The following is a 24,463-nucleotide window of genomic DNA, read 5'->3' as shown; positions in this document are numbered from 1 at the left end:
GGCGCCGGGAGCCGCCCGTGTACCACGGCCGCGGTACACCGGGGTACCATCACCGTGGGTCGACACCTGGCCGCGCCCGGCTACAGTTGAGAAGGTGTCTGACGGACTCTCGCCGGGATGGCTGGCGGTGCGGGGCTTTTTCCGTACCCRTCCCGCCGCCCTCGACCTCCTGGTCTCGCTGGTCGTCTTCGGCCTGGGGATGCTGGTCACCCTCACCGCCCAGGACGACGAGGCAGGCGAGTTCACCGCGCTCTCGCTCCTGCTGAGCGCGCTCGCCGCCGTGGCGCTGCTCGCCCGCCGCCGCTGGCCGGTGGGCGTGGTGGCGGTCGTCCTGGCACTGGTGGTCGTCGGCTCGGTGACCGACCAGCACACCCCGGGGCCGACGCTCGCGGTCGGCGCCGCCCTGTACGCACTCGCCTCCCGCCGTCCGGGGGCGGCGGCCTGGTACTGCGCCCTCTCCGTGGGTCTGGCCCTGTCACTGGTGAACCTGCTACACCGGCCGGACGTCAGCGAGATCGCCCCGCTGTGGACCTGGATCGGCCTGTCCACGGTCGCCGGGTACTCGGTGCGCGGCCGGCGCGACTACATCGCGGCCGTGGAGGAACGCGCCATCCGGGCCGAGCTGGGGCGCGAGCAGGAGGCCCGCCGGCAGGTCGCCGAGGAGCGGCTGCGCATCGCCCGCGAGCTGCATGACGTCGTCGGCCACCATGTCGTGCTCATCAACGTGCAGTCCGCCGTCGCCGCCCACGTGCTGCGCCTCGACCCCGACAAGGCCGAGGAGTCGCTCGGYCACGTCCGCCAGGCCGGGCGCACCGTGCTCGACGAACTGAACTCCCTCGTCCGGGTGCTGCGCGACCCGGACGAGCCGAGCCTGTCCGGCCCGGTGCGGGGGCTGGAGCACCTCGACGATCTGACCGCCGGCTTCGCCGCCGCCGGCCTGCCGCTCGAGCTCCACCGGGACGGCCAGCCCCGGGAGCTGCCGGTGCTCATCGACCTGGCCGCCTACCGGATCGTCCAGGAATCCCTGACCAACGCCTACAAGCACGCCCGCGGCGCCCCGACCACCCTCTGCCTCGCCTACGGGCAGCACGAGCTCGGCATCCAGATCCGCAGCGGCGGAGCGAACGCCGCCTCCTGGGCTGGAGCTGCTGGCGCTGGAGCCGCTGGTGCTGGTGCTGGTGCTGGTGCTGGAGCCGAGGGTGGGGCTGGAGCCGGGCAGATCGCGTACCGCCTCGCGGACTTCGGGTCGATCGAGCGTGACATCGTCGAGGCCGGCCCCACCGCCGGCCACGGGATCACCGGGATGCGAGAGCGGGCGGCGGCGCTCGGCGGGCGGCTGCGCGCCGGCCACACCCCGGACGGGGCGTTCACGGTTCTCGCGCGGCTGCCCGTTCCGCCTCCGCTCGACGAGCACGACCCCCGCCAGCCCCGCCGCACCGTGGTGGAGTCCACTGTTGTCGTGGCGCCGGAAGCTGTCAGAGCCGCCGAAGCCGTCCGGACCACAGACGCAAGCAGGACCACAGACGCCGTCAGAGCCGCGGGAGCCGAACGTTGATCAGGGTGCTGCTCGCGGACGACCAGCCGCTGGTGCGGGCCGGCTTCCGGGTGTTCATCGACGCCGCCCCCGACATGGAGGTGGCAGGTGAAGCCGCCGACGGCGCGGAGGCCATCCGCCTGGCGACCGAGCTCGTGCCCGACGTCGTGCTCATGGACATCCGGATGCCCGAGCTGGACGGCATCGCCGCCACCCGAGCGATCACCGCCGACCCGCGGCTGGCCGGCACCCGCATCCTGGTCCTGACCACCTTCGAGGTGGACGAGTACGTCTTCGAGGCGCTGCGCGCCGGCGCCAGCGGCTTCCTCGGCAAGGGCATCGAACCCGAGGAGCTGGTCAGCGCGCTGCGCGTGGTGGCGCACGGCGACGCGCTGCTCTCACCGCTGGCCACCCGCCAGCTCATCGCCGACTACATCGCCCGGCCCCGCCAGACCAGCACTCCCGCGCTGGGCACGCTGGACGGGCTGACCAACCGGGAGACCGAGGTCGTGCGGCTCGTCGCCGAAGGCCTGACCAACGACGAGATCGCCGAACGGCTCTTCCTCTCCCCCGCGACGGCCAAGACCCACGTCAACCGGGCGATGACCAAGCTCGGCGCCCGCGACCGCGCCCAGCTCGTCGTCATGGCCTACCAGGCCCGCCTCATCGATCCCACCAGCTGACGCTCACGCTCCAAGATCCCGGGCCCAGGCAGCCGCAGGACTGCCGCTTGCCGCCGTCACCGGGTTGCCGCCGTGACGGTGGTGGCTTACCGGGGCGCCATCCGGATGGCGCCGTCGAGGCGGATCACCTCGCCATTGAGCATCGGGTTGGACACGATGTGGGCGACCAGCGCGCCGAACTCCACCGGGTTCCCCAGCCGCGACGGGTGCGGCACCTGGCGGCCCAGGGAGGCACGGGCCTCCTCGGGCAGGGTGGCGAGCAGCGGGGTGTCGTAGAGGCCCGGGGCGATCGTCATGACCCGGATCTTCAGGTTGGCCAGGTCGCGGGCGATCGGCAGGGTCATCCCGGCCACGCCGCTCTTCGACGCCGAGTAGGCGGCCTGCCCGATCTGGCCCTCGAACGCCGCCACCGAGGCGGTGTTCACGATGACGCCGCGCTCCTCGCCGAGCGGCTCGGCAGCGGCCATCCGCGCCGCCGCGAGGCGGACCACGTTGAAGGTGCCGACCAGGTTGATGTCGATGATCCGCTGGAACTGGTCGAGCGGGAACGGGCCGTCCTTGCCCACGGTCTTGATGCCGTTGCCGGTGCCGGCGCAGTTGACCGCGACCCGCAGGGTGCCGAGCTCGGCCGCGACGTCCAGTGCGGCGGTGACGTCCGCCTCGCTGCGGACGTCACCGGGAGCGAAYCGCACCCGCTCGCCCAGCTTGTCCGCGACCGCGGCGCCGTCGGAGCTCGGCAGGTCGATGATCACTACGGAGGCGCCGGCCTCCAGCAGCTTCTCCGTCGTCGCCAGCCCAAGACCGGAGGCTCCGCCGGTGACCAGCGCGACCGAGTCGGTGATGTTCAACTGCTGTTCCCTTCAGACTCTGACTTCACGACGTTGCTGTTTCGGTACAGCCGGACGGACGAGACGCCCGGAACGGCTCGATGCGCTCAGCGCAGCTCAAGGGGCTCAGCTCAGCGCGGCTCAAGCGGCTCAAGCGGCTCAGAGCAGCTCGAAGATGGTGGCGTTGGCCTGGCCGCCGCCCTCGCACATGGTCTGCAGCCCGTAGCGGATCCCGTTGTCCCGCATGTGGTGCACCAGGGTGGTGGTGAGCCGGGCACCGGAGCCGCCCAGCGGGTGGCCGAGCGCGATCGCGCCGCCGTTCGGGTTGAGCGCCTTCGCGTCGGCGCCGAGGTCGGCCAGCCAGGCCAGCGGCACCGGCGCGAACGCCTCGTTGACCTCGAATGCACCGATCTCGTCCAGCCGCAGCCCGGAACGGCGCAGCGCCTTCTGAGTAGCTGGGATCGGCGCGGTCAGCATGATCACCGGGTCGGCGCCGGCGAGCACCGCGGTGTGTACCCGCACGATCGGGGTCAGGCCCAGCTCACGGGCCGTCTCGCTGGTGGTCATCAGCAGCGCCGCCGACCCGTCGGAGATCTGCGAGCTGTTCCCCGCGGTGACGACACCGCCTTCCGGCCTGAACACGGCCTTGAGGCCGCCCAGCGTCTCCAGCGTGCCGCCGCGGCGGATGCCCTCGTCGCGGCTGATCACGGTGCCGTCGGGGAGGGTGACCGGGGCGATCTGCGCGTCGAACCGGCCCTCGTCCTGGGCGGCGGCCGCCTTCTCATGCGAGGCGAGGGAGAACTCGTCGAGCTGGGTGCGGCTCAGGCCCCACCGCTGCGCGATCATCTCGGCGCCGATCCCCTGGTTCGGGGAGTCCGGGCCGTAGCGGGCGTGGAAGTCGGGGCCCAGCGGATCCTGGCCCAGCGACGAGCTGCCCATCGGGACCCGGCTCATCGACTCGACACCGCCGGCCACGACGATGTCGTAGTGGCCGGCGATCAGCCCGGCGGCGGCGAAGTGGACGGCCTGCTGGGACGAGCCGCACTGCCGGTCCACCGTCACGCCGGTGACCGACTCGGGCCAGCCGGCGGCGAGCGGGGCGTTGCGGGCGATGTCCAGGGTCTGCTCACCGACCTGGGACACACAGCCCCAGATCACGTCGTCGATGACCACCGGGTCGATCCCGGCCCGGGCGGCCAGCGAGCGCAGCACGTGCGCGGACAGGTCCGTCGGATGCACACCGGCGAGCCCGCCGTTGCGCTTCCCGACGGGTGTACGTACGGCCTCCACGATCACGGCATCCGGCATGTGCTGCTCCTCGGTCGAGGGTTGATCCGCCGACGAGTGGCGGTGGGGGTCGGCGGAACTGGCCGCGCGACCGTCACCGTCAATGCTGACGGTGAGGCGGCGTCACAGTCAAGCCTGACGGTGACCACGACGGTCGACTCCGGACGCGGACGCGGCCCGGCGGACGGCTCCCGATGCGTTGACGCCCTCGGAGGGCGGAAGACGATGAATGGCATGCTCGGGAGAGCGGGCGCGACGAACGCACGCCGCCGCACGGGAGGACCGTTGACCAGCGAGGCAGAGCTGAGCTACCGCGCCCGTCGCGACGAGCAGCGCGAGGACAGCCGCAACCGGATCCTGGACGCCGCGGTCGACTGCCTGATCGAGGGCGGCTACGCCAGCGCGACCACGCCCCGCATCCAGGCGAGGGCGGGCATCTCACGCGGTGGGCTGCTCCACCACTTCCCGTCCCGCGACGCGCTGCTGGTCGCCGCGTCCGAGCATCTGGCCCGGCGGCGGATCGCCAGCACCGCGGCCACGGCCGAACAGATCGCCCGCACCCACCCCGCCGGCCCGCAGCGGCTGACCCGCATGGTCGAGCTGCTGTGGACGACCTTCCACGAACCGCACTGGTGGGCCGCCCTCGAGCTGTGGACGGCGGCGCGGACCCACGACGAGATCGCGGTGGCGCTGCGGCCGGTCGAACGGCACCTCGGCGCGATCGTGCGCGACGGGGTCGACGCCATGTTCGGGCCGGACTACACCGGCCACCCGCGCTATCCCCAGGTGCGGGAGCTACTGGTCAGCAGCATGCGGGGCCTGGCCCTCACCTACACGTTCGACCAGCGGGACCCGATCCACGACCCGCACCTGGCCATGTGGAAGGACCTCGTCATGGTCATGCTTCATGACCACGACGAGGTCCTCGACAACGACGAGGTCCTCGACCCCGTCGGCGCCCGCGGCGGCGCCCGCGACCGTCAGGCGGAAACGCCCGCCACCGAATAGCAGAGCTGGACGTCCCGGCCGGCCTTGTAGGCGTCCAGCCAACGGCCCGCGAAGGCGGGCAGCGGCTCCCCGGCGGGGCTGTGCCACGGTGCCTGGGAAAGCCCGAGGCGGTAGATCGTCGTGAGCAGCTCGCGGGCCGAGGCGACGTCGTAGAGCGACGACCGGCGCCCGCCGCCCAGGGCCTTGCCCAGCAGCTGCGCGACCCGGCCTCCTTCTTTCTTCTCGACCGGCGGAGTCATCGCCTCGCGCACACCCGGCACGCATTCGACGAAGCCCTCGATGATCTGGAAGTAGGTCTGGAAGACGTGCCGGAACACCTTCGGCGCGACCATCGTCCGGTACCACGGCTTGCCGACCACGGCGTCGTAGATCTCCAGCGCGGAGCTGCGGTGCTCGACCTCCTCCACGAAATGCCAGAGGAACAGTGAGGCCACCCGTTCGTCGCCGGGCCGGAAAAGCTCGGACTCGTGGTCGAGGAAGAGCTTGAACGTCGGTGTGAACGTCGCCTCGAGAGCGGCGGTGTAGGCGAGCTGGTACTGCAGGGAGGTGAAGGAGAGCGCGTCGAACCGTTCGACCGCCTTGTCGACCACGCCCTGCAGGCCCGGATGGCTCAGGGTGAGCGCGGCCAGGTGCTTGCGATGGCTGTTCGCGTGCTGGGCCTCCTGGCGCAGGAACGCCTCCGCCTCGGCGGCGACCGCCTTGTCCTTGATGAGCGGAATGGCGATTCGGGTGGAGGCGACGATGTGCTTCTCGAACGCGACCGCCAGCACACCGATCGCGTTGAGCATGACCGCCACGTCGGGCGCGGACGGCTGCCAGTGGAAGGGAACGGACTCGTCGAACGCGAACGGAATCCGACGGACTTCAAGATCGACCATTTCCGGCCGCCTCCTGCTCTTCCTCGCGAAGCTCATGAACATTTCCGGTGATGGGCGCCGGCGTCGCGGCGAGGGTGTTCCGGGCGGCCAGCGCGACCACCCAGACGCACACCGCGGTGCAGCCCAGCGCGTAGTACGGGTTGCCGATCGGGGTGCCGTCATCGGTCACGCCCTCGTGGGCGGAGAGCAGATCCGGCAGCGCGGTCAGCCACAGCACGGCGAGCACAGCCAGGTAGATCGTTCCGTACAGCACGGCGTAGCCGCTCACGAGACGATCCGCCGGGGCCGCGGAAGCCTCGGGAATCTCAGGCGCCGCCGGAACCTCGGGCGCCGCGGAAGCCGCGTCACCCGCGCGAGCCGCGGGTGACGGGCGCAGCCGGCTCTGGGCCAGCGCCGGCAGCGCGACGGCCGCGGCGGCGGCGAGCATCACGCCGAACACGGCCGCCATCAGCGCATGGTTGGGATTCTGCGCGGTCGTCAGATAGCCCAGCGGCGCACCGGCGACAGGCAGCAGCACCGGGGTGAGCACACCGACCGCGACCACCCGCCCGACCAGGCCAGGGGTGGCGAGCGTGCGACGTCCGGCCGGCTCGGCGATCAGCGCCCGCCAGCAGAAGGCGAGGATCGCGGGCCCCACCAGACCGAAGATCACCGTGCTCGACAGCGGCACCGACCCGAGAGCCGGCTCGTTGGTGGCTGCCTGCGGATTCCAGGCCCACCAGCGCAGCTGCGGCCCGATGTGGTCGAAGATCTCGTAGAAGCACTGGTGGACGAACCCGACGCAGATCGCGCCGACCAGCCGCCCCCGCCGGTCGAAAACGCCGATCCGGTCGACGAGCGCGCAGGCCAGGTAGGGAACCGCGACATACACCGCGAGAATGTAGAGCGGCAGCCGGTCGAACATGAACTGCACGGTGAACACGTTGTGCACGAAGATCAGGTCGATGCGATCGTCGATGCCGAACTGTTCGGGGAAGTACAGCGGCGGCTCGATGACCAGCGCGTAGACGATCGGGGCGAACCACAGCGCCAGATATGCCGGGTTTCCGGTGCGGCGGCGAAGCCGCACGGCGTGCGCGAGCGCGAGCACCGCACCGCCGATCATGAGTATCTCGATGACCGGCAGGGTCCAGTTCACCAGATCAGCGGGTGACCGCAGGCTCACCACCGGGTCGGGGTCGCAGGAAATACCGCCGAGCTTTTCCGCCAGCGAGCGGAAGGCGGCACTACAGGGGGCGCTCATGCGCTGCCCCTAAAAAGGAGGACCACCTTCTTGATGGCCCACTGATGAATGTCGCTGACACCGGCATGACCGCTCCTGAACTCCGTCGGGTACCGACGGTTGAACCCAGCTGGGCCGCCGCACCATACATAGTTAGACATGTGTATGGTCAAGAGGTCGGTGGCGACCTCCTGGCGAGTCTGCGCCGAGCCGTCCGGGAGGCGCCTCAGGCCGGAAGGCGCCTCGAAGGGGTCAGCGGGTGGTGGCGCGGCCAGGCGGGCCGGGCTGACCGGTCATGGTGCCCTTGACCGGGACGATCCGGTATTCGGCGATTGTGCCCGCCGGCAGGGTGTCGGTCGTCCACGTGTTCGTCCCGGGCTTCGCGGGCAGGCTGCCGGGCTGGCGTTGGAACTCCTGCTCGCCGCGCGAGAGGACTCGCCGCTCGACGAGGTAGGCGGTCGCGCCGGGGGTCGCCGCCCAGGTCAGCGCGAACTGGCCGGGCTGCCCGTCGACGGTGACGGCGCGGCCGGTGCCGGGCCAGGGCAGGTCACCGTACAGCGGGCCGAAGGTCGCGCCGATCCCGAGCTGCGCCAGGGCGTTGGCGACCCCGCGGGCGATCACGTACTCGCCGGCGGGGTTGGGGTGAGAGCCGTCCCAGGTGTCCCGGTAGGGGTCCCAGTCCTGGTAGGTGCGGGCGACCACGACGCTCGACGTCGGGGTCTGCCAGTTGCCGACCTGCTGGTCGAGCACGGTGTTGTAGGCGGTGGCCTGCGGCTGCAGGTCCCGCCCGCCGACATAGTCGGAGCGGTCGAGGACCTGGGCGACGACGACGTCGATGTCGGAGTTCACCCGGCGCGCGTTGTTGATCAGCGCCAGCATGTCGTCGGCGGCCTGCTGCGGGGTCGACAGATAGGTGAGGTCGTTCGCGCCGAGCGCCACGACCATCACGTCGGCGGGGGTCGCGCGCAGCAGGCCCTCGACGGCGTCGCGCTCGGTCCGCGTGGCGTCACCCCAGACCGCGTGATGATCCCGGTCGAACCAGGCGTCGACGTAGTCGTTCGAACCCGCCTTGTCGGCGGTGTTGTCCCAGACGTCGATACGGTCACCGACGAAGTCGACGGCGCCGGGCGCGCTGAGGTTCAGGTGCTCGGCCAGCCGGTAACGCCATGTGTAGTCCCCAGCGGTCTGCAGGGTGACCGAATCGCCGAGAATCAGTACCCTGGTTTTCGCCGCTGACTGGGCGCTGCTTTCGGCGCCGGTCAGGGAAACCGCCAGCCCGATACCGCCGCCCAGCACGATCACCGCGCCGAGTGCGGCCACCGCCAGGCGGGCGCGCCGGCCCACCCGCGCATCGGGGCCTGGTTCGAGAACACGGCGGAACCTGCCCATACGCACCCTGCCGCCTTCCCGTCCACAGTCCCGATCCCAATCCCGTCAAATAGGGATCAATGCTGCACCCTAGCGTCAGGCATGCCCGTCAGGCGCGTCGACCTCCGTCGGGACGCGGCCACCGGTATACGCAATCACGGGGCTCGGCCTGACCATCTACGCTTTCCGGAAACCGGACAGCGCAGCGGAGCGAAGCCCGGGCGCGCGTTTCGCGGTAGCGAGCTCCGGGTCGTTCAGGGCGCCGCCCAGCGGCTCGGGGGGCGGGGCAGGCCGAGGTGCTCGCGCAGGGTGCGCCCGGCGTAGTCGGTGCGGAACAGGCCGCGGCGGCGCAGCTCGGGAATCACCAGGGTGGCGAAGTCGTCGAGCGTGTCCGGCAGATACGGGAAGATGACGTTGAAGCCGTCGGCGCCGCGGCCCTCGAAGCATTCCTGGATGTGGTCGGCGATCGACTCCGGTGTCCCCACCACGGTCCTGATGTCGCGGGCACGTTGCTGGGCGAGCTGGCGGATGGTCAGGCCGCCGGCCCGGGCGCGTTCGACGATGGCCCGCTGCGCCGACTGGCTCTGGTTCGACGGCGGCAGGTCCGGCAGCGGGCCGTCCAGCGGGTGGGCCGCCAGGTCGACGCCGCCCAGCCAGTAGGCGAGGTCCGCGAGCGCGACCCGCGGGTCCAGCAGGGACGTCAGCCGGTCGAGCTTGTCCTCCGCCTCGCCGAGGGTGCGGCCCACGATCGTTGAGAGGCCCGGCAGGACGACGACGTCGTCCGGATCGCGCCCGGCCGCTCGCGTGGCGGCCTTCAGATCGGCATAGAACGCCTGCGCGCCGGCCAGGTCGGCATGCTGGGTGAACACGACGTCGGCCACCGAGGCGGCCAGCGCCCGGCCGCTGTCGGAGGAACCGGCCTGCACGATCACCGGGCGGCCCTGCGGTGGGCGCGGGATGTTGAGCGGCCCGGTGACCGCGAAGTGCTTTCCGCGGTGGTCGAGCCGGTGCAGCTTCGTCTCGTCGAAGTAGATGCCCGACGTCTGATCGTGATGGAACGCGTCGTCGTCGAAGCTGTCCCACAGCCCCGTCACCACGTCGAAGAACTCGGCGGCGCGCTCGTACCGCAGCTCGTGGTCGACGTGCCGGTCGAGGCCGAAGTTGCGCGCCTCGGCGTCGCTGAGGGACGTCACCAGGTTCCAGCCGACCCGGCCACCGCTGATGTGGTCGAGGGAGGCGAACGTCCGGGCCAGGTGGTAGGGCTCGTTGTAGGTGGTGGACGCGGTCGCGATCAGCCCGATCCGGCTGGTCGCCGTGGCCAGGGCGGCGATGAGGGTCGTCGGCTCGAAGGAGTCGTTGACGACGGAGACCCGGCTCAGCACCTCCTGATCGGCGAAGGGCACCCCGACGAGGTCCGCGAAGAAGACGGCGTCGAACCGGGCCCGTTCGGCGGTGCGGGCCAGCTCGATCACATGCCGGATGTTGACACCCGCGTCCGCGGCCGTGTTCGGGTGCCGCCAGGCGGCGAGGAACTCGCCCGGCGGTTTGAGGAAGGCGTTCAGGTGCAGCTCCCGGCGGCGCGCGGGCCCCGGCACCGGCCGCGGTCGCGGCCCCGGCTGCGCGGTCATCGTGTGGTCGCCTCGGCCGGGACGGGCGTCGGTCGGCCGGTGGGACGTCCCAGGCCCAGGTGCCCGCGCAGCGTGGTCTGCTCGTACTCGGCGCGGAACAGGCCGCGGCGACGCAGCTCGGGAATGACCTGGTCGACGAAGTCCTCGGCCGGTCCGGGCAGGTAGGGGAAGCTGATGTTGAAGCCGTCGGCGGCCCTGGCCCGGAACCAGCGCTCGATGTGGTCGGCGACCGCCTCCGGGGTGCCCACCACCGACGAGACCGCGGCGAAGCGCAGCGCGAGCTGCCGGATCGTCAGCCGTTCCCGGCGCGCGAGGTCCAGCAGCAGGTCCTGCCGGCTCCGGCTGCGGTTCGTGACACCGACCTCCGGGACGGGCCCGTCCAGCGGATACGCCGACAGATCGATGTCACCGATGTTGTCCTGCACCAGCCGGCGCGCGACGTCGTCGTGCACCAGCTCCTGCAGCTCGTCGAGCCGGGCCCGGGCCTCGGCCTCGGTACTCGCGACGTAGGGCGCGAGCACCGGCCACACCAGCACCCCGTCGGGGTCACGGCCGTGCGCGGCCGCCCGCGCCTTGACGTCGGCGTAGAACGCCTGGGCACCCTCCAGCGTCACCTGCGCCGTGAAGATCACCTCGCCGTGGCGGGCGGCGAAGTCCCGGCCGGTCTCCGACGAGCCGGCCTGGAAGATCACCGGGTGGCCCTGCGGCGGCCGCGAGATGTTCAGCGGCCCGCGGACGGTGAAATGCTCCCCCGCATGATGCGGCGGGCGCAGCCCGGCCGGGTCGTAGTAGCGGCCCGCGGCGCGGTCGCGGACCACCGAGCCGTCGGCGAAGCTGTCCCACAGTGCGCGGACGACGTCGACGAACTCCTCGGCCCGCCGGTAGCGGAGCGTGTGGTCAAGGTGGGTGTCCCGGCCGAAGTTGCCCGCCTCCAGCGGGACGACCGACGTCACCACGTTCCAGCCGGCCCGGCCGCCGCTGATGTGGTCGAGCGAGGCGAACTTGCGGGCCACGTGGAAGGGCTCGTTGTAGGTGGTCGTCGCCGTGGCGACGAGGCCGATCCGTTCGGTCACCGTCGACAGCGCGGCGAGCAGGGTGAGCGGCTCGAAGTGGTCGGCCCGCGCGGTGCGGCGCAGTGAATCCAGGTCATGGCCCCAGATCGCGACGACGTCCGCGAGGAAGAGCCCGTCGAAGGTGCCGCGCTCCAGGATGCGGGCGACCCGGATGTGGTGGCCCAGGTCCAGCTGCCCGCCCGGCGGCGACAACGGATGCCGCCAGCCCGCGACGTGGCCACCGGATCCGTGCAGCAGCGCCCCGAACGTCAGCCGCCGCTGCCGCTCCCCCGCGGTCCGCCCCTGCCCGACGGTCACCGGACCGCTCCCGCCAGCGCTTCGCCGCCGGGGACACCGCCGGGCACGCCGCCGGCCCGATCGTGGGGTGCCGCCAGCAGGCCACGGGCGCGCAGCAGCGCCGCGGCGCCTTCGGCCAGCTGGTAGGCCTCCTCCAGGTGCGGCTGGCCGGAGAGGATGAAGTGGTCGAGGCCGAGCGCGTGGTACTCCTCGATCCGCTCGGCCACCTGCTCGTGACTGCCGACGATCGCCGTGCCCGCCCCGCCGCGCACAAGCCCGTAGCCGGCCCAGACGTTCGGGTACACCTCCAGGCTCGTGCGGTCGCCGCCGTGCAGGGCGGCCATCCGGCGCTGGCCGACCGACTCGCTCGCGGCGAAGACGGCCTGGTGCGCGGCGATCCGCGCGTCGTCGAGGCCGGCGAGCAGCCGGTCGGCCTCGGCCCACGCCTGAGCGGCGGTGTCCCGGCTGATGACGTGGAAGCGGATACCGAAGCTCAGCTCGTCCGCCCGGCCCGCCGCCGCGGCCAGCGAGCGCATCCGGTCGAGCCGCTCCGTGATCTGCGCCGGGGTCTCGCCCCAGGCCAGGTAGACGTCGGCCCGCCGGGCGGCCACCCGTTCGGCGGCGGGGCTCGCTCCACCGAAGAAGATCGGCGGTCGCCCCCAGGGTGCGACGTTGACGGTCGCCTCCTGGATGTCGTAATGCTCRCCGGCGAAGCTGAAGGCCGGTTTCGCGCCCGCGACACCGCGCAGCACGGTGAGGAACTCGTCCGTCCTGGCGTAGCGCTGGTCGTGGTCGAGATGGTCGCCGAGGCGGCGCTGCTCGGCCGAGTCGCCGCCGGTGACGACGTTGAGCAGCAGCCGGCCGCCGGAGATCCGCTGGAAGGTGGCCGCCTGGTGCGCGGCGAGCGTCGGCGAGATCAGCCCCGGCCGGAAGGCGACGAGGAACCGCAGCCGGCTGGTGACCTGGGTGAGTGCGGCGGTGATGATCCAGGCGTCCTCGCACCACAGCCCGGTCGGGGTGAGCAGGGCCTCGTACCCGAGCTGTTCGGCGGCGCGGGCGATCTGACCGAGATACTCGATCGTCGGCGGACGGAACCGCGGGTTGCGCGCTCCGTCCGCGCCGAAGTCCGCCTCGCCGTTCGAGCTGACGATGACCCGGTCATCGCCTCTCGTCGGCAGGTACCAGTGCAGATGCAGGGGCATGGCGGGTCGCTCTCCTCGGGCGCCCGGCCGGCCGCCGCGTCGGCCGCCGGGCGGTGGCATCGCCGGTGGCACGCGGCAACCGGAAACGAATGTCGACCGAAGCGGGCGTGCACCGCGGACGGCACCATCACGCGACCGGGCCACGCCGAATTCACGGACCTCCCGTGGCGCGGGTTTTCTCGGCTGGGTCCGACTGCAAGCGTCGCACCGCAAAACAACCCGCGTCAACCGATCCGAAAATTCCCCGAGAAAATACTGCTGAAATGTTTCTCAATTGTGACCGTCCGGCTCGCGGCGACGGCGATCCCCGCCGGCCCGCCGGAGGCTTCGACACACCGCGACGACAGCGCTGACACATCACGACTAGACCGATCGAGATAATGAACTATGCTGGCGCCATGAGACCGACCGCCGCCCCCTGCCGCGGCCGCCGGCCGCCGGCCACCAGGCCCGGGACCAGTTCCGATGGTGATTCCACTGTCCATGGCCGCGGGGTCGACCTGAGACCGGACGCCGGCCGCCATGGCGGCCGGCGTCGGTAGCCGACCTCGGTAGCCGGGGCACCGAAGGCAACGGAAGCTGGGACAACGGCACCGACCCGGCCGGCCAGCGGCGAACGGACGCTCCTTCCGTCGTTTCTCCCGCGCCAGTGAGCCTTTTCCGTCTCACGCTGTACAACGCACGGCCAGGGATGCCACGGCTCCGAGTCGACGAAGGAAAAGGCTCAATGCGGAGTTCGCGGCGAACCACAGCTGTTTCGCGCTTCTCTTTCTTCGTCATCGTGGGCGCGACCGCGCGCCGGGTACATCTATCGAAGGTGAGCGGACAATGGATCTAGGCCTTGACGGACGCCGCGCGATCGTGCCCGGCGGGAGCCGCGGGATCGGGCGTGCCATCGCGGCCGCGCTGGTCGCCGAGGGCGTCCAGGTGGTGATCGCCGCCCGCGACGAGGAGCGGCTCAAGGTGACCGCCACCGAGCTCGCCGCCGGCGGCGGTGTGGTTGTGCCCGTCGTCGCCGACACCGGCAGCGACGAGTCCGTGCGGGAGCTGGTCGCCCGCACCGTCAGCGAGCTCGGCGGCGTCGACATCCTGGTGAACAACGCGGCCCGGGTCGGCGGGTCGGGCACCCCGGGCGACGTCCGGGCGCTGGCCACGGCGGACGCCGCCGACGACTTCAACGTCAAGGTGCTCGGCTACCTGCGCGCCGCGCAGGAGGTCATCCCGCACCTGGTGGAGCAGGGCTGGGGCCGGATCGTCAACATCGGCGGCCTCGCCGCCCGCCAGGTCGGCATCGTCGGCGGCTCGATCCGCAACGCCGGCATCGTCGCGCTGACGAAGACCCTCGCCGACGAGCTCGGGCCGCGCGGCATCACCGTCAACGCCGTGCACCCCGGGTTCACCAGGACGGACCAGCACGGCGGCACGATCTCCCTGGACGAGGAGCAGTACGCCGCCTTCGGTGACCGCGTCGCCATCGGCCGCATTGTGACGGCCGACGAGGTGGCGGCCGTCGTCACGTTCCTGGTCTCGCCGGTCGCCGCGGCCGTCACGGGAGAGTCGATCGCCGCCGGCGGAGGCACCCCCGGCCCGATCCACTACTGACCGCCCACCCGACCGCACATCCGCCACGCACTGCCCGCAGAAGCCGGACCGGAGGAGGAAGAGGACCCTCATGCTCCAGCCCACGGACACCACCCAGCCCACCGGGCCGGCGTTCGCCACGCCCACCGACGTGGCGGCTCACGGCGAGTACACGATCAGGCGCGACCCCGCCGACACCCGCCCGCTCTACCGGTTCACCGGGCGGATCACCGCGGACGGCTCCAGCGGCTACCGGGCCGAACCCGGCCGCTACCACCTCTACTCCGGCTGGTTCTGCCCCTGGGCGCACCGGGTCCTCCTGCAGCGTGCCCTGCACGGGCTCGAGGACGTCATCAGCGTCTCCTACGTCGACGGCACCCGCGACGCCCGGGGCTGGGYGTTCCGGGAGGCCTACGGCCCGGACCCGGTGAACGGCTTCACGCTGCTGCGCGACGCCTACGAGGCGACCGAGCCGGGCTTCGACGGCCACGTCTCCGTGCCCACCCTGTGGGACCGCCAGACCGGCCGGGTCGTCTCGAACGACTTCGTCACGCTCGGGCTCGACCTCGCGACCCAGTTCGGCGCCTGGTCGAACGGCACCGACACCTACCCCGAGCACCTGCGCGCCGAGATCGCCGAGCTCGACTCCTGGATCGGCCCGCAGGTGAACCACGGCGTGCACCGGGCCGCTCGGGACACCGCCATCCGCGCCACGCTGCTCAGCGCGTTCGCACAGCTCGAGGAGCGGCTCGCCGACACCGATTACCTGGCCGGCGGGCAGCTGACGGAGGCCGACGTGCGGCTGTGGGTGTCACTGGTGCGCTACCGGGGCCGCACCGGCGATCTGGCGGTCCTGCCGCCGCTGTCGGACTTCCCGCGGCTGTGGTCGTACGCTCGCGCCCTCTACCGGCTGCCCGCGTTCCGCGCCACGACCGACTTCACCACGTTCACGGATCCGTCCGCACTGCTGCCCGGCTGGGAGGTGACACCGACGCGCGGCGCCTAGCCGGCCGGGCGCCGGGGGTCGGGCGCCGGGCACGTGGTGCGCTCCGTGGCGGGCTGCCAGCCAAGCGCCGGCGCGACGAGGTGGACGACGTCGTGCAGGATCTGCTCGTACTCGGCTCGGTCGAACTCGTAGGGCAGCTCGACGCGCAGCTCGCGTACGGCCGCCACCGCCGCGTCAGCCTGCAACCGGGCGACGATCTCCTCGGCGGGACCGATGAGATCGGGAGCGAACAGCGTCCGGCGTGGGCCGTGGGCACGCAGTGTGCGCTCGTGACGGCTCGTGGCATAGTCGCGGTAGCGCGCACGGGTCGCCCCGTCGGCACTGTCGGTCGGGACGATGACCCGGCCCAGGGCGATCCTGGCCGGGCCGCCGGGGCCCGCCGCCTTCCGGTAGACGTCCAGCAGCGCGAGCTGCGCGGCGACGACGTCGTCCGTAGCCTCACCGTCGGCGACGAACCCGTCGATGACGTTGCCCGTCAGCAGGTTCAGCCTGTGCTCACCCGCCCACCGGGCCGACCGCAGACTGCCACCGCCGTACCAGACCCGGTCGGCCAGCCCCGCGGCGTGCGGCTGCTGGCGTGGCCGCTGCACGTTGCCCGGTGAGTGGATGACGGTTTCCTCGTCACCGAGATAACCCCCACGCAGCGCCTCGACGAGCCGGTTGATCCGGCCGTAGGACAGGTCGTGGCTTCGCCAGTCGCCGTCGAAGACCAGATCGCCCAGCAGCTCGGCGTGCGGCGGAGTCCCGGCACTGAACCCGGGCTGCAGCCGACCGCGGGACAGCACGTCAACGGTCGCGAGGTCCTCCGCGAGCCGGAACGGGCTCTCGTAGCCGATCGGGATCACCGCGGTGCCGAGCTCGATCCGCGTGGTGCGCTGGGTCGCCGCGGCGAGGAAGGCCGCGGCCGACGACACACCGTGCTCCAGGTGCCGCTGACGGATCCAGGCGCCGTCGAAGCCGAGCCGCTCCCCGAGCTCGAACAGTTGCAGGGTCGCCTCGAGACCGGAGTACGGGTCGTCGTCCTGGTAGTTCCCCGGGGTCAGGAACGCCAGCGACGCAAGCCCGCCCGGCCGCTCCGAAGTGGGTTCCGGGTACATGGCATCGTTCCGGCTCGCGACGCGACACGTTGCGGGCACGCGGTTCTCCTCCCCGTCGGGGGCGGCGGCGGATCGCTCACGTCCGCGGGCGACGGCTGCTGGTCAACCGTAGGCACGGTCGCAATTCTCGTCAATCTCGATAGAAGAAATGAAGAAGATGCGTGAGCCACCGGGCGGCACACAGTTACCTCGGACGGAGATGATGCGGATCAGATCGTGGCGCGCGGCCCCGACTGTCCCGACTGACTCACCTGGCCACCGGACAGCGGGCCGCCAGGGGCCACGAGCAGCCCGACCAGCGCGTCACGAGCCGGGGCCGGCACGGCACTCCACCGCTCGCCGACCGCACCGGTGACCGCGGCACGCAGCTTGAGCCCGTAGGCCCGACCATCGTCGGTGAGCCGCAGACGGGTGACACGCCGGTCCTCGGAGTCGGCCTGCCGGATGACGAGGCCGCGACGGACCAGCCTGTCCGCCATGCCGGTGATGTTGGTCTTGTCGCAGCCGAGCAGTTCGGCGAGCTCGCCGAACGAAGGCTCACGCCGCTGGAGCAGGCACAGCATCTCGACCTGTTGGACGGTGAGCCCGGCACCGCGCGCGACGGATCCGAGGATCACCCGCATCTCCCGATGCAGCTCAAGCAGGCTGGCGGCGAGGCCATCCGGCTGCCCGGCAGATGTCATGCGGCGAGGGTACGCGACAGATGGTCCAGATCCTCTACTATTTTAGTTGAGCATCTCGACTATCGACGTACTCATCATAAATGCTGGAGCAGCCGATGGAATCGGAACGCAGGGTGGCGCTGGTAACCGGCGGCTCGCGGGGAATCGGGCGGGCGATCGCCGAGCGCCTCGCCGCGGCCGGCAGCGCCGTCGTCGTCAACTACCACCTGAACGGTGACGCGGCCACCGAGACGGTCGAAGCCATCAGCCGCGCCGGCGGTGTCGCCGTGGCGATGCGCGGCGATGTCACCGACCATGCGCAGGCATGCGCGCTGTTCGAGAGCGCCGAGCAGCGGTTCGGCCGGCTGGACACCGTGGTCAGCAACGCCGGAGTGGCCCGGTTCGCGCCCATCGCGGCCACGACGGACGACGATTTCGAGGAGACCTTCGCCCTCAACACCCGAGCCACCTTCTTCCTCCTGCGGGAGGCGGCCAACCGGGTGCGCGACAACGGCCGGGTCGTCGTGATCTCCTCCGGGGTCACGAAAACACATCGAACCGGCACCGGCGTCTACGGCGCGAGCAAAGCCGCGGTAGAGCATCTGGTGCGGGTCCTGGCGAAGGAGCTCGGACCGCGGCAGATCACCGTGAACAGCGTGCTCCCCGGCGGGACTCGTACCGACGCGCTGCTCGCAAACGTTCCCGCGGCCATGCTGGAACGAATCGCCTCCGAGGTACCGCTGGGCCGGCTCGGCACGCCCGACGACATCGCCGAGATCGTGGCCTTCCTCGCCTCCCCCGGCGGCCGCTGGGTCACCGGCCAGTCCATTGCCGCGAGCGGCGGCGCGTTCTGAGCAACAGCGCGCTCTGAGCAACGAGCTGATCACCCGCGAAGGGCCGCGCCCGGGACCGGGTGAGAATCCCCCCGTCAGGGCGGAAACGCACAGGGCCCCGGGCTCGGCGGATTTCCAGGGGTCCTACGCCTGGGCGCCCGAAGGCGCCGGGCTCGGCCGCTTCACCGCCTTCTGCTTCGCGCGCACACCCTCCTCGACCCGATCGCCGAGAGTCCTGTCGACGTTGCGCCAGTAGTCGAACGCGCGCACCAGCACCGGCTCGCTGACGCCGTCGAGGAGGTGGCCGACGATGTTGTCGACGAGCCGCGCCCGGGCCGCGTCGTCGAGAACCTCACGGACCATGGTGCCGGCCTGGCCCCAGTCGTCGTCGTCACGGCGCAGGGTGTAGGCGGTACGGACCATCTCGCCGTCGGCGAACCAGTGGCCGCCGTCGTCGGTCAGCTCCGGCTGGGCCACCGGGCCGCCGTAGGAGTTCGGCGCGTAGACCGGGTCGGAGGCGTTCTGGACACGCATCGCCCCGTCCTTGGCATAGCTGTGGACGGGCACCTTCGGCGTGTTCACCGGAATCTGCTTGTAGTTCACTCCGAGCCGGGCACGGTGAGCGTCGGCGTAGCTGAACCCGCGGGCCAGCAGCATCTTGTCCGGCGACAGGCCGGTACCGGCGACGAGATTGTTCGGCTCGAACGCCGCCTGTTCCATCTCGGTGTGGTAGTCGGTCACGTTGCGGTTCAGCGTGAGGCGGCCGACCTCCTGCAGCGGGTAGTCCTTGTGCGGCCACACCTTGGTCAGGTCGAACGGGTTGAACCGATAGGACTTCGCCTCGTCGAACGGCATGACCTGCATTTTGAGCGTCCAGCTCGGGAAATCCCCGTCCCGGATGTGCTCGTACAGGTCACGCTGGTGGTAGTCGGCGTCGGCCGCGGCCAGCCTGTCGGCGTCCTCCTGGACGAGGAAGTCGATTCCCTGGTCGGTCTTGAAGTGGTACTTCACCCAGAACCGCTCACCGGCCGCGTTGATCCACATGTAGGTGTGGCTGGAGTAGCCGTTCATGTGCCGCCAGGTCCGTGGGATGCCGCGGTCCCCCATCAGCCAGGTCACCTGGTGGGCGGACTCCGGCGAAAGGGTCCAGAAATCCCACTGCATGTCATGGTCGCGCAGGTTGTTGTCCAGGCGGCGCTTCTGCGACCGGATGAAGTGCTGGAACTTCATCGGATCCCGGACGAAGAACACCGGCGTGTTGTTCCCGACGATGTCCAGGTTTCCTTCCGAGGTGTAGAACTTCACCGCGAACCCACGCGGGTCACGCCAGGTGTCCGGGCTGCCCCGTTCCCCCGCCACCGTGGAGAACCGGATCAGCACGTCCGTCTTCGTCCCGGGCTGGAAGACCGCCGCCCGGGTGAAGGCGCTGACGTCCTGCGTGACCTCGAACACCCCGAACGCCCCACCCCCCTTCGCATGCGGCTGCCGCTCCGGGATGCGCTCCCGGTTGAAGTTCGCCATCTGCTCGATCAGGTAATGATCCTGGAGCAGCAGTGGACCGTCCGCCCCCACGCTCAGCGAATGCTCGTCGCTGGCGACAGGTATCCCCGCGTCGGTGGTCGTAGGACGACGCTTCTGTGTTGTCACCACGCACTCCTCATCCAGCTGACATCTGCTCATCCAGCTGACATCTGCATTGATCGGGTCGATTCGCCGCCCGCCCGACTCGGCTCCGCGCTGCCGCCCCGCAGCCGATCAGTCGCCCCGCAGCCCATCACCAGCCTCGGAGCGGACCGAGCCGCGGAGCAGACCGCCAGGAACCGCGGATCGCACCGCTCCCTGCGCCTACCCGCCCACCGCCGTCACACACACCACCGCGCTGATCCATCGCCGCGACCGGCGAACACCGCCATCCGCGACCACCCGCCGGCCCGCGACACCAGGCCGCCGCGGGTGAATCAACGGGCAGGCGACGGGCCGACCGGAGGGCGGCCGTAGGCTGCACATGACGTGCGGGGGYACCACGGTCCCGGCGCGTACACCTGTCACACCAAGCCGGGACGGATGGAAGCGAGCAGGCCATGGGCGACGCAGCGTTCGAGATCGAGTCGACGTTGCCGGACCTCACCGATCTCGATCTCGCCTCCCTGGAGGCCGCCCCGGGCGACGCCGTCGGCAACGCCATCCTGGCCCGCGGGTTGAGCCGGCTCCGCACCGCGGCGCTGAACCCGGACGGCGCAGTAGCCGGCTTCGCGTCGAGCGCGTGAAGCCGTCGGGCAGGTGAAGCTGTCGGGCGGGTGCGGCTGACGGGCAGTCTGCGATGCCGGGCAGGCTCCCAGGGCCGTCAGGGCGGCGGCGGGTCGATGCAGAGGTCGGCACGACCGTTCGATCGCAGGCTTGCCAGCAGAGAGTCGTCTTCCTCGAAGTTCGTCGCGAGTTCGGTGAGGACCGCCGAGCGCAGCGCGCGGGCACCGGCCTCGTCACCCAGCGCCTGATGATCCGCAGCGAGGTTGATGGACACCAGCAGGGCTGCCGGGGCCTCATCGCCCAGCCGGGCGCCGAGCTGCCGCACCGCTTCCTCGTCGATCTGTCGCGCCGCGGCGAACTGGCCGAGGTCGAACAGGCAGTTCGCCAGATTCACCGAGCATGCGACCGCGAACGGATGGTTCTCCGCCAGTGATTCGCGAATCCGTTGCCTCGTCTGGTTCGCCAGGTCGAGCGCGGAGCGTGGCTCCCCACACAACCGGGTCGCGATGACGAGGCCGTTGGCAGCCGCGAGAGCGGACAGGTCGCGCACCCCGAGCCTGTCGTCCGCGCGCCGAACGGTGTCCGACGCCAGCTCACGGGCCTGCGCAGCCGCTCCCGCGAGGCATCGGGAGTTCACCAGCCCCACCGCGGACGCCAGCGTGATCGGCTGGTTCTCCCCGACATACTGCAGAAGTTTCCCGAAAGCTTCCCCTGCGAGGCTCAGGGAACGCCCTAGCTGCCCCACCCAGCGCAGCGAGACCGCGTGGTTGGCCATGGTTCGCAGCGTGTCCGGGTGGTCTTCGCCGAGGACGCGACGGCTGTTCCCCAAGGTTTGTTCCAGCAGCTCGGCTGATTCCCGGTACCGGCCGAGCTCCCGCAGATCACGGGCATAGCTGTCTGCATACTGCAGCGTCAGGATGTCGTCGTCGCCGTACATCCTGCGCTGTCTGTCGTAGGCCTCCTTCCCCGTCACAAGCGCATGTTTGAAATCGCCTACGAAACGCAGGGAGACGGCAAGGTTGTTCGCCGACTTGATCTTCTCCCTGCTGTCGAGGCCCGAGATCTGGTGATAGCGGTGATACGTGGCCTCGTCGAGTTCGCGGGCTTCCTGGTAGTTACCTGTTCCCCGCAGGTCGCCGCCCAGCGCCATGGCAGCACGCAGTGCCAGCGGGTCGCTCGGGCCGAAGCGACGGTCCAGGCTGTCGCGCGCCCGCCGGTCCAGCTCGTGGGCCTGCTCGGCCTCGCCGAGCGCGCGGTAGCTGTCCGCCAGGTCCAGGCAGAGCTCCAGCGTGCGCGCGTCGTCCGCACCGAACTGGCCTCGCCAGACCTCCAGAGTCCGCTGCGCCAGATCACGGCAACCGCCGTGGTCGCGCTGCATGTAGAGATAGCGGACCTGGTTGCGGACCACTCGGGCCGCGGTCTCGTCCCGGGACGAGATCAGACCCGAAGGCTCCAGATGCGGCCTGATCTGGTCATAACGCGGCCAGTTGGCCGGGTCGTCGGCGTTACCGGGATCCGCTGCGCCGAGGAGCGCATGTACCCGTGCACGGGTCAGCGTTCGTTGCTCGGATGCGAGATCCTCCCGGATGACCGTCTGAACGAGGCGGTGCATCACCAGGGTCCGCCGCTGCGGATCGAGCCTCGCAAGCGCGTGGTCGACCAGCTGCCGGACGGCCTCCCCCAGCATGATGTCGTCACGGAAGCGCTGGTCGTCGGCATCCGCCAGAACCGCGAGCCCGACGCTTGCGAAAAGATCGAGGCTGATCGGTTCGGGGCCGAAGAAGGCGCAGAGCTGTGCCAGCCGCGCCGCCGCGGGTGCCCGGTCACGCAGGCCCTGCATCGACAGCAACCACGTGCGGAAGACCCGCGGCGGATAGACAGGGGCCCCCTCGTCCAACAGCAACGGCCCAGGGCTGTCCTCAAGGAGCTGCAGGTACCGCTCAGCCGGCATGCCGGTCCTGGAATGCCACGCCCCAGCGTGATCAAGAGCCAACGGCAGGTCTCCCAGCGCTTCGGCGAGCCGAGTCGCGGTCTCCTCCGTCAGCCCGGGAGCACGCAGCAGCAGCAGGCCGATGCTTTCCCGACGGCTGAACAGGTCTATCTCCAGCAGAGACTGCTGGCCCCAGTCGCGGCTGCGCGAGGTGACGATCACATGGCCGGGCCCGGGCGGAATCAGCGGAAGGATCTCGCCCGGGACCTCGGCGTTGTCGAAGACCAACAGCCACCGCCGGTAGGGCACTCCGCGGCGAAGCGCGTCGACGACATCCGCGCCGCCCTCCCGACCGTTCCGAGCGGTCAGGCCCAGATCGACGGCCAGGCGGTTCAGCCCAGTGCGGACGAGCGCCATCTGGTCACACCCGAACCAGTAGACGAGGTCGTAGCTGGCACCGAACCGGAAGACGTACTCGGCCGCCAGCTGGGTCTTTCCGACTCCGCCGAGCCCCTGCAGCACCTGGCAGTGCACCGGCGGCCCGTCCAGACCGAGGAAACTGTCACGCAGGCTCGCGAGCAGTTCCTCGCGGCCGACAAAGGCCGGGTTACGCACCGGCACTCCCTCCCAGACGCGCGGCGGCGCCCCGGGAAAGCGGACCTCCTCCCCGAACCTGGACGTCAGGGTGGTCGCCGGTGCCGGTTGCGACGGCTTGCCCGCCGCCGCCGCAAGCGCTCGGCGCGCGCGTGCGCCGTCGAGGCCGACGAGGTCAGCCACATCCCGGCCCGCGATCTCCGGCGACAGCCGGATCTCCTCAACCCGCACCGGTACGAGCAGGCGCTGTGCACCGTCGGGATCGAGCACGACCATGCGCCGCCACCGCTCGAGCGCCGCGGGCAGCTGCAGATAGGTCCGGGAGAAGATCGCCACCAGGCGGCGGCGCCCGACCGCCCCCTCCAGCGGGCCGCCGGTGACCTTGGTGGTCGAGTCGATCGGATCCGCGATGACGCGGAAGCCCGCCTCCTCGAGCTCGGCAGCGGCCCAGTCCGCCCACGGACGGTCGGCGGACGAGTAACTGAGCACAACCTCGGTGGGAATCGTCACCCGGGCGCGCTCGAAGACCTCCAGAGTCTCGCGTCGCCGCAACTCGTCCTGCGGGGGCAGTTCGCTCACCACCCCGTGGGTGAGATGCGAGGTCAGCCGCTCGTAGGCGGCGAGCAGGGTGCCCTCCTGACGGGGCCGGTCACCGAAGACGGCCAGTATCTCCTCATAGGCGTAATACGGCTTGTATGGCACTTCCACGTCACCCCAGTACCGTTCCTTCTCCAGGTCGTCCATATCCCGGAGAAAGGAGTTGAACGCGGCCCGCGCCACGTCACGCCCCAGCTCCAGCCGGCGCTGCTCACCGTCGTCCGCCCGCATGAGAACCGGGAGCAGGCGGATGGTCCGGCCGTCCCCCTGCGCGTCGATGGAACGCGCGACCGATACGGCACCATCGATGCTCTGGCTACTCAGGGTGAAACAGTTCACCACGACGTCGGGTAGCTGCACCGTGCAGATTCCCGCGGTGTCGCTCAGACCCGTCCTGCTGTCGATGAGAATCCAGTCGTAGGACGAGCGCATGTCGGCCCGCAGCGCGTCAATGAAATCACCCCCTCCCTGCTGCTCGTAGAAGGTGTTCCAGTCGAAGGTGTTGACCCGCTGCGCGTAGGCGGCATCGTGGCGGCCCGAACAGACGAAGTCGATGGTTCCGCCCGAGGCGAAGGGCCAGGTCAGCGACACCGCATACTGCATGACCTCGGTGGACCTCGCGAACCATTCCTCCTCTCCCGGCCCCTGCGGTGACATGACCGCGATCGCGAAATCCCAGATCATGTCCATGACGCCGCGGGTGGAACGAAGATCGGGATCATGCAGAAACGGATGGAAGTAGCGGTGCAGCCCAGGTGCTTCGAGATCCCAGTCCACGACGAGGACGCGGGATCCGCTGCTTGCCAACAGCCAGGCGGTGTTGGCAAGAGCCATGGAGCGCCCCGTACCTCCCTTGTACGAGTAGAAGGTGACGACCGTACCGGACGCCTCCGCGGGCACCTGTTCTTCGGAGACCCCCTCTTCGGACAC

Annotated in this window: 19 protein-coding genes; 7 read left to right on the top strand and 12 right to left on the bottom strand. The window is 70.8% G+C overall.

Annotated elements, in window-relative coordinates; genetic code table 11:
- The first annotated feature begins 94 nt into the window (after nucleotides 1–94).
- Both CcI49_RS14480 and CcI49_RS14475 read left to right on the top strand, forming a co-directional pair.
- Entirely contained in the window at nucleotides 95–1,555 is a 1,461-nt protein-coding gene (locus CcI49_RS14480; RefSeq protein ID WP_131831094.1) for a histidine kinase, read from the top strand.
- A complete protein-coding gene (locus CcI49_RS14475) occupies nucleotides 1,552–2,217 on the top strand; it encodes a response regulator transcription factor (protein WP_054569386.1) in 666 nt (221 codons plus the stop codon). Before CcI49_RS14480 ends, CcI49_RS14475 begins: the two co-directional genes overlap by 4 nt.
- 86 nt (nucleotides 2,218–2,303) lie before the next feature.
- Here the strand turns inward: CcI49_RS14475 and CcI49_RS14470 are convergent, their stop codons facing one another.
- On the bottom strand, nucleotides 2,304–3,065 hold the full coding sequence (locus tag CcI49_RS14470) for a 3-hydroxyacyl-CoA dehydrogenase (RefSeq protein ID WP_054569387.1): 762 nt from the start codon (nucleotides 3,063–3,065) through the stop codon (nucleotides 2,304–2,306).
- Nucleotides 3,066–3,203: 138 nt separating this feature from the next.
- Entirely contained in the window at nucleotides 3,204–4,352 is a 1,149-nt protein-coding gene (locus CcI49_RS14465; protein ID WP_076827121.1) for an acetyl-CoA C-acyltransferase, read from the bottom strand.
- Between the two features lie 264 nt (nucleotides 4,353–4,616).
- Here CcI49_RS14465 and CcI49_RS14460 point away from each other — a divergent pair, with 264 nt between their 5' ends.
- A complete protein-coding gene (locus CcI49_RS14460) occupies nucleotides 4,617–5,339 on the top strand; it encodes a TetR/AcrR family transcriptional regulator (RefSeq protein ID WP_054569389.1) in 723 nt (240 codons plus the stop codon).
- On the opposite strand, the gene CcI49_RS14455 is transcribed toward CcI49_RS14460, so the two are convergent.
- From CcI49_RS14455 to CcI49_RS14430, 6 genes are all read right to left on the bottom strand, one after another.
- Nucleotides 5,312–6,217, bottom strand: a complete 906-nt coding sequence (locus CcI49_RS14455) for a metal-dependent hydrolase (protein ID WP_054569390.1) — start codon at nucleotides 6,215–6,217, stop codon at nucleotides 5,312–5,314. The genes CcI49_RS14460 and CcI49_RS14455 overlap by 28 nt on opposite strands.
- Entirely contained in the window at nucleotides 6,204–7,460 is a 1,257-nt protein-coding gene (locus tag CcI49_RS14450) for a hypothetical protein (protein ID WP_054569391.1), read from the bottom strand. The genes CcI49_RS14455 and CcI49_RS14450 overlap by 14 nt, the downstream gene beginning before the upstream one ends.
- A 231-nt stretch (nucleotides 7,461–7,691) precedes the next feature.
- Nucleotides 7,692–8,828, bottom strand: a complete 1,137-nt coding sequence (locus tag CcI49_RS14445; protein WP_054569392.1) for a GDSL-type esterase/lipase family protein — start codon at nucleotides 8,826–8,828, stop codon at nucleotides 7,692–7,694.
- Between the two features lie 233 nt (nucleotides 8,829–9,061).
- Complete coding sequence (locus CcI49_RS14440; protein WP_076827119.1) at nucleotides 9,062–10,435, bottom strand: LLM class flavin-dependent oxidoreductase; 1,374 nt, start codon at nucleotides 10,433–10,435, stop codon at nucleotides 9,062–9,064.
- Nucleotides 10,432–11,805 carry an LLM class flavin-dependent oxidoreductase gene (locus CcI49_RS14435; protein WP_076827117.1) on the bottom strand — a complete coding sequence of 458 codons (1,374 nt, stop codon included), beginning with the start codon at nucleotides 11,803–11,805 and terminating at the stop codon, nucleotides 10,432–10,434. The genes CcI49_RS14440 and CcI49_RS14435 overlap by 4 nt, the downstream gene beginning before the upstream one ends.
- The gene (locus tag CcI49_RS14430) at nucleotides 11,802–12,986 is read right to left on the bottom strand and encodes an LLM class flavin-dependent oxidoreductase (protein ID WP_076827114.1); all 1,185 of its coding nucleotides are present in this window, start codon (nucleotides 12,984–12,986) and stop codon (nucleotides 11,802–11,804) included. The genes CcI49_RS14435 and CcI49_RS14430 overlap by 4 nt, the downstream gene beginning before the upstream one ends.
- Before the next feature lie 828 nt (nucleotides 12,987–13,814).
- Between CcI49_RS14430 and CcI49_RS14425 the strand changes: the two genes are divergently transcribed.
- Both CcI49_RS14425 and CcI49_RS14420 read left to right on the top strand, forming a co-directional pair.
- Nucleotides 13,815–14,588 (top strand): SDR family oxidoreductase, encoded by a 774-nt coding sequence (locus tag CcI49_RS14425; protein ID WP_076827112.1) that lies wholly within the window; start codon nucleotides 13,815–13,817, stop codon nucleotides 14,586–14,588.
- Nucleotides 14,589–14,658: 70 nt separating this feature from the next.
- The gene (locus CcI49_RS14420) at nucleotides 14,659–15,573 is read left to right on the top strand and encodes a glutathione S-transferase C-terminal domain-containing protein (protein ID WP_076827110.1); all 915 of its coding nucleotides are present in this window, start codon (nucleotides 14,659–14,661) and stop codon (nucleotides 15,571–15,573) included.
- Here CcI49_RS14420 and CcI49_RS14415 read toward each other — a convergent pair.
- A complete protein-coding gene (locus tag CcI49_RS14415) occupies nucleotides 15,570–16,670 on the bottom strand; it encodes an LLM class flavin-dependent oxidoreductase (protein WP_076827108.1) in 1,101 nt (366 codons plus the stop codon). The genes CcI49_RS14420 and CcI49_RS14415 overlap by 4 nt on opposite strands.
- A 209-nt stretch (nucleotides 16,671–16,879) precedes the next feature.
- Nucleotides 16,880–17,353, bottom strand: a complete 474-nt coding sequence (locus CcI49_RS14410) for a MarR family transcriptional regulator (protein ID WP_083473637.1) — start codon at nucleotides 17,351–17,353, stop codon at nucleotides 16,880–16,882.
- Nucleotides 17,354–17,448: 95 nt separating this feature from the next.
- Between CcI49_RS14410 and CcI49_RS14405 the strand changes: the two genes are divergently transcribed.
- Complete coding sequence (locus CcI49_RS14405) at nucleotides 17,449–18,186, top strand: SDR family oxidoreductase (RefSeq protein WP_054569400.1); 738 nt, start codon at nucleotides 17,449–17,451, stop codon at nucleotides 18,184–18,186.
- A gap of 123 nt (nucleotides 18,187–18,309) precedes the next feature.
- On the opposite strand, the gene CcI49_RS14400 is transcribed toward CcI49_RS14405, so the two are convergent.
- Complete coding sequence (locus CcI49_RS14400) at nucleotides 18,310–19,812, bottom strand: catalase (protein ID WP_076827368.1); 1,503 nt, start codon at nucleotides 19,810–19,812, stop codon at nucleotides 18,310–18,312.
- A 434-nt stretch (nucleotides 19,813–20,246) separates the two neighbouring features.
- On the opposite strand from CcI49_RS14400, the gene CcI49_RS14395 reads away from it, so the two are divergent.
- Complete coding sequence (locus CcI49_RS14395) at nucleotides 20,247–20,432, top strand: hypothetical protein (protein WP_054569401.1); 186 nt, start codon at nucleotides 20,247–20,249, stop codon at nucleotides 20,430–20,432.
- Nucleotides 20,433–20,509: 77 nt separating this feature from the next.
- On the opposite strand, the gene fxsT is transcribed toward CcI49_RS14395, so the two are convergent.
- Nucleotides 20,510–24,463: an FxSxx-COOH system tetratricopeptide repeat protein gene (fxsT, locus tag CcI49_RS14390; protein ID WP_241840060.1), complete on the bottom strand. Its 3,954-nt coding sequence runs from the start codon at nucleotides 24,461–24,463 to the stop codon at nucleotides 20,510–20,512.

It is taken from the genome of Frankia sp. CcI49, assembly GCF_001983215.1.
Taxonomy (GTDB): domain Bacteria; phylum Actinomycetota; class Actinomycetes; order Frankiales; family Frankiaceae; genus Parafrankia; species Parafrankia irregularis.
The sequence above is the reverse complement of the archived record's forward strand: the minus strand, read 5'-3'. Positions and strand labels throughout refer to the sequence as shown.

Coding starts and splice junctions, on each gene's coding strand:
- CcI49_RS14445 (WP_054569392.1), bottom strand. CDS start 8,828: ATGGGCAGGTTCCGCCGTGTTCTCGAACCAGGCCCCGATGCGCGGGTG.
- CcI49_RS14395 (WP_054569401.1), top strand. CDS start 20,247: ATGGGCGACGCAGCGTTCGAGATCGAGTCGACGTTGCCGGACCTCACC.
- CcI49_RS14455 (WP_054569390.1), bottom strand. CDS start 6,217: ATGGTCGATCTTGAAGTCCGTCGGATTCCGTTCGCGTTCGACGAGTCC.
- CcI49_RS14425 (WP_076827112.1), top strand. CDS start 13,815: ATGGATCTAGGCCTTGACGGACGCCGCGCGATCGTGCCCGGCGGGAGC.
- CcI49_RS14440 (WP_076827119.1), bottom strand. CDS start 10,435: ATGACCGCGCAGCCGGGGCCGCGACCGCGGCCGGTGCCGGGGCCCGCG.
- CcI49_RS14410 (WP_083473637.1), bottom strand. CDS start 17,353: ATGACATCTGCCGGGCAGCCGGATGGCCTCGCCGCCAGCCTGCTTGAG.
- CcI49_RS14415 (WP_076827108.1), bottom strand. CDS start 16,670: ATGTACCCGGAACCCACTTCGGAGCGGCCGGGCGGGCTTGCGTCGCTG.
- CcI49_RS14405 (WP_054569400.1), top strand. CDS start 17,449: ATGGAATCGGAACGCAGGGTGGCGCTGGTAACCGGCGGCTCGCGGGGA.
- CcI49_RS14465 (WP_076827121.1), bottom strand. CDS start 4,352: ATGCCGGATGCCGTGATCGTGGAGGCCGTACGTACACCCGTCGGGAAG.
- CcI49_RS14450 (WP_054569391.1), bottom strand. CDS start 7,460: ATGAGCGCCCCCTGTAGTGCCGCCTTCCGCTCGCTGGCGGAAAAGCTC.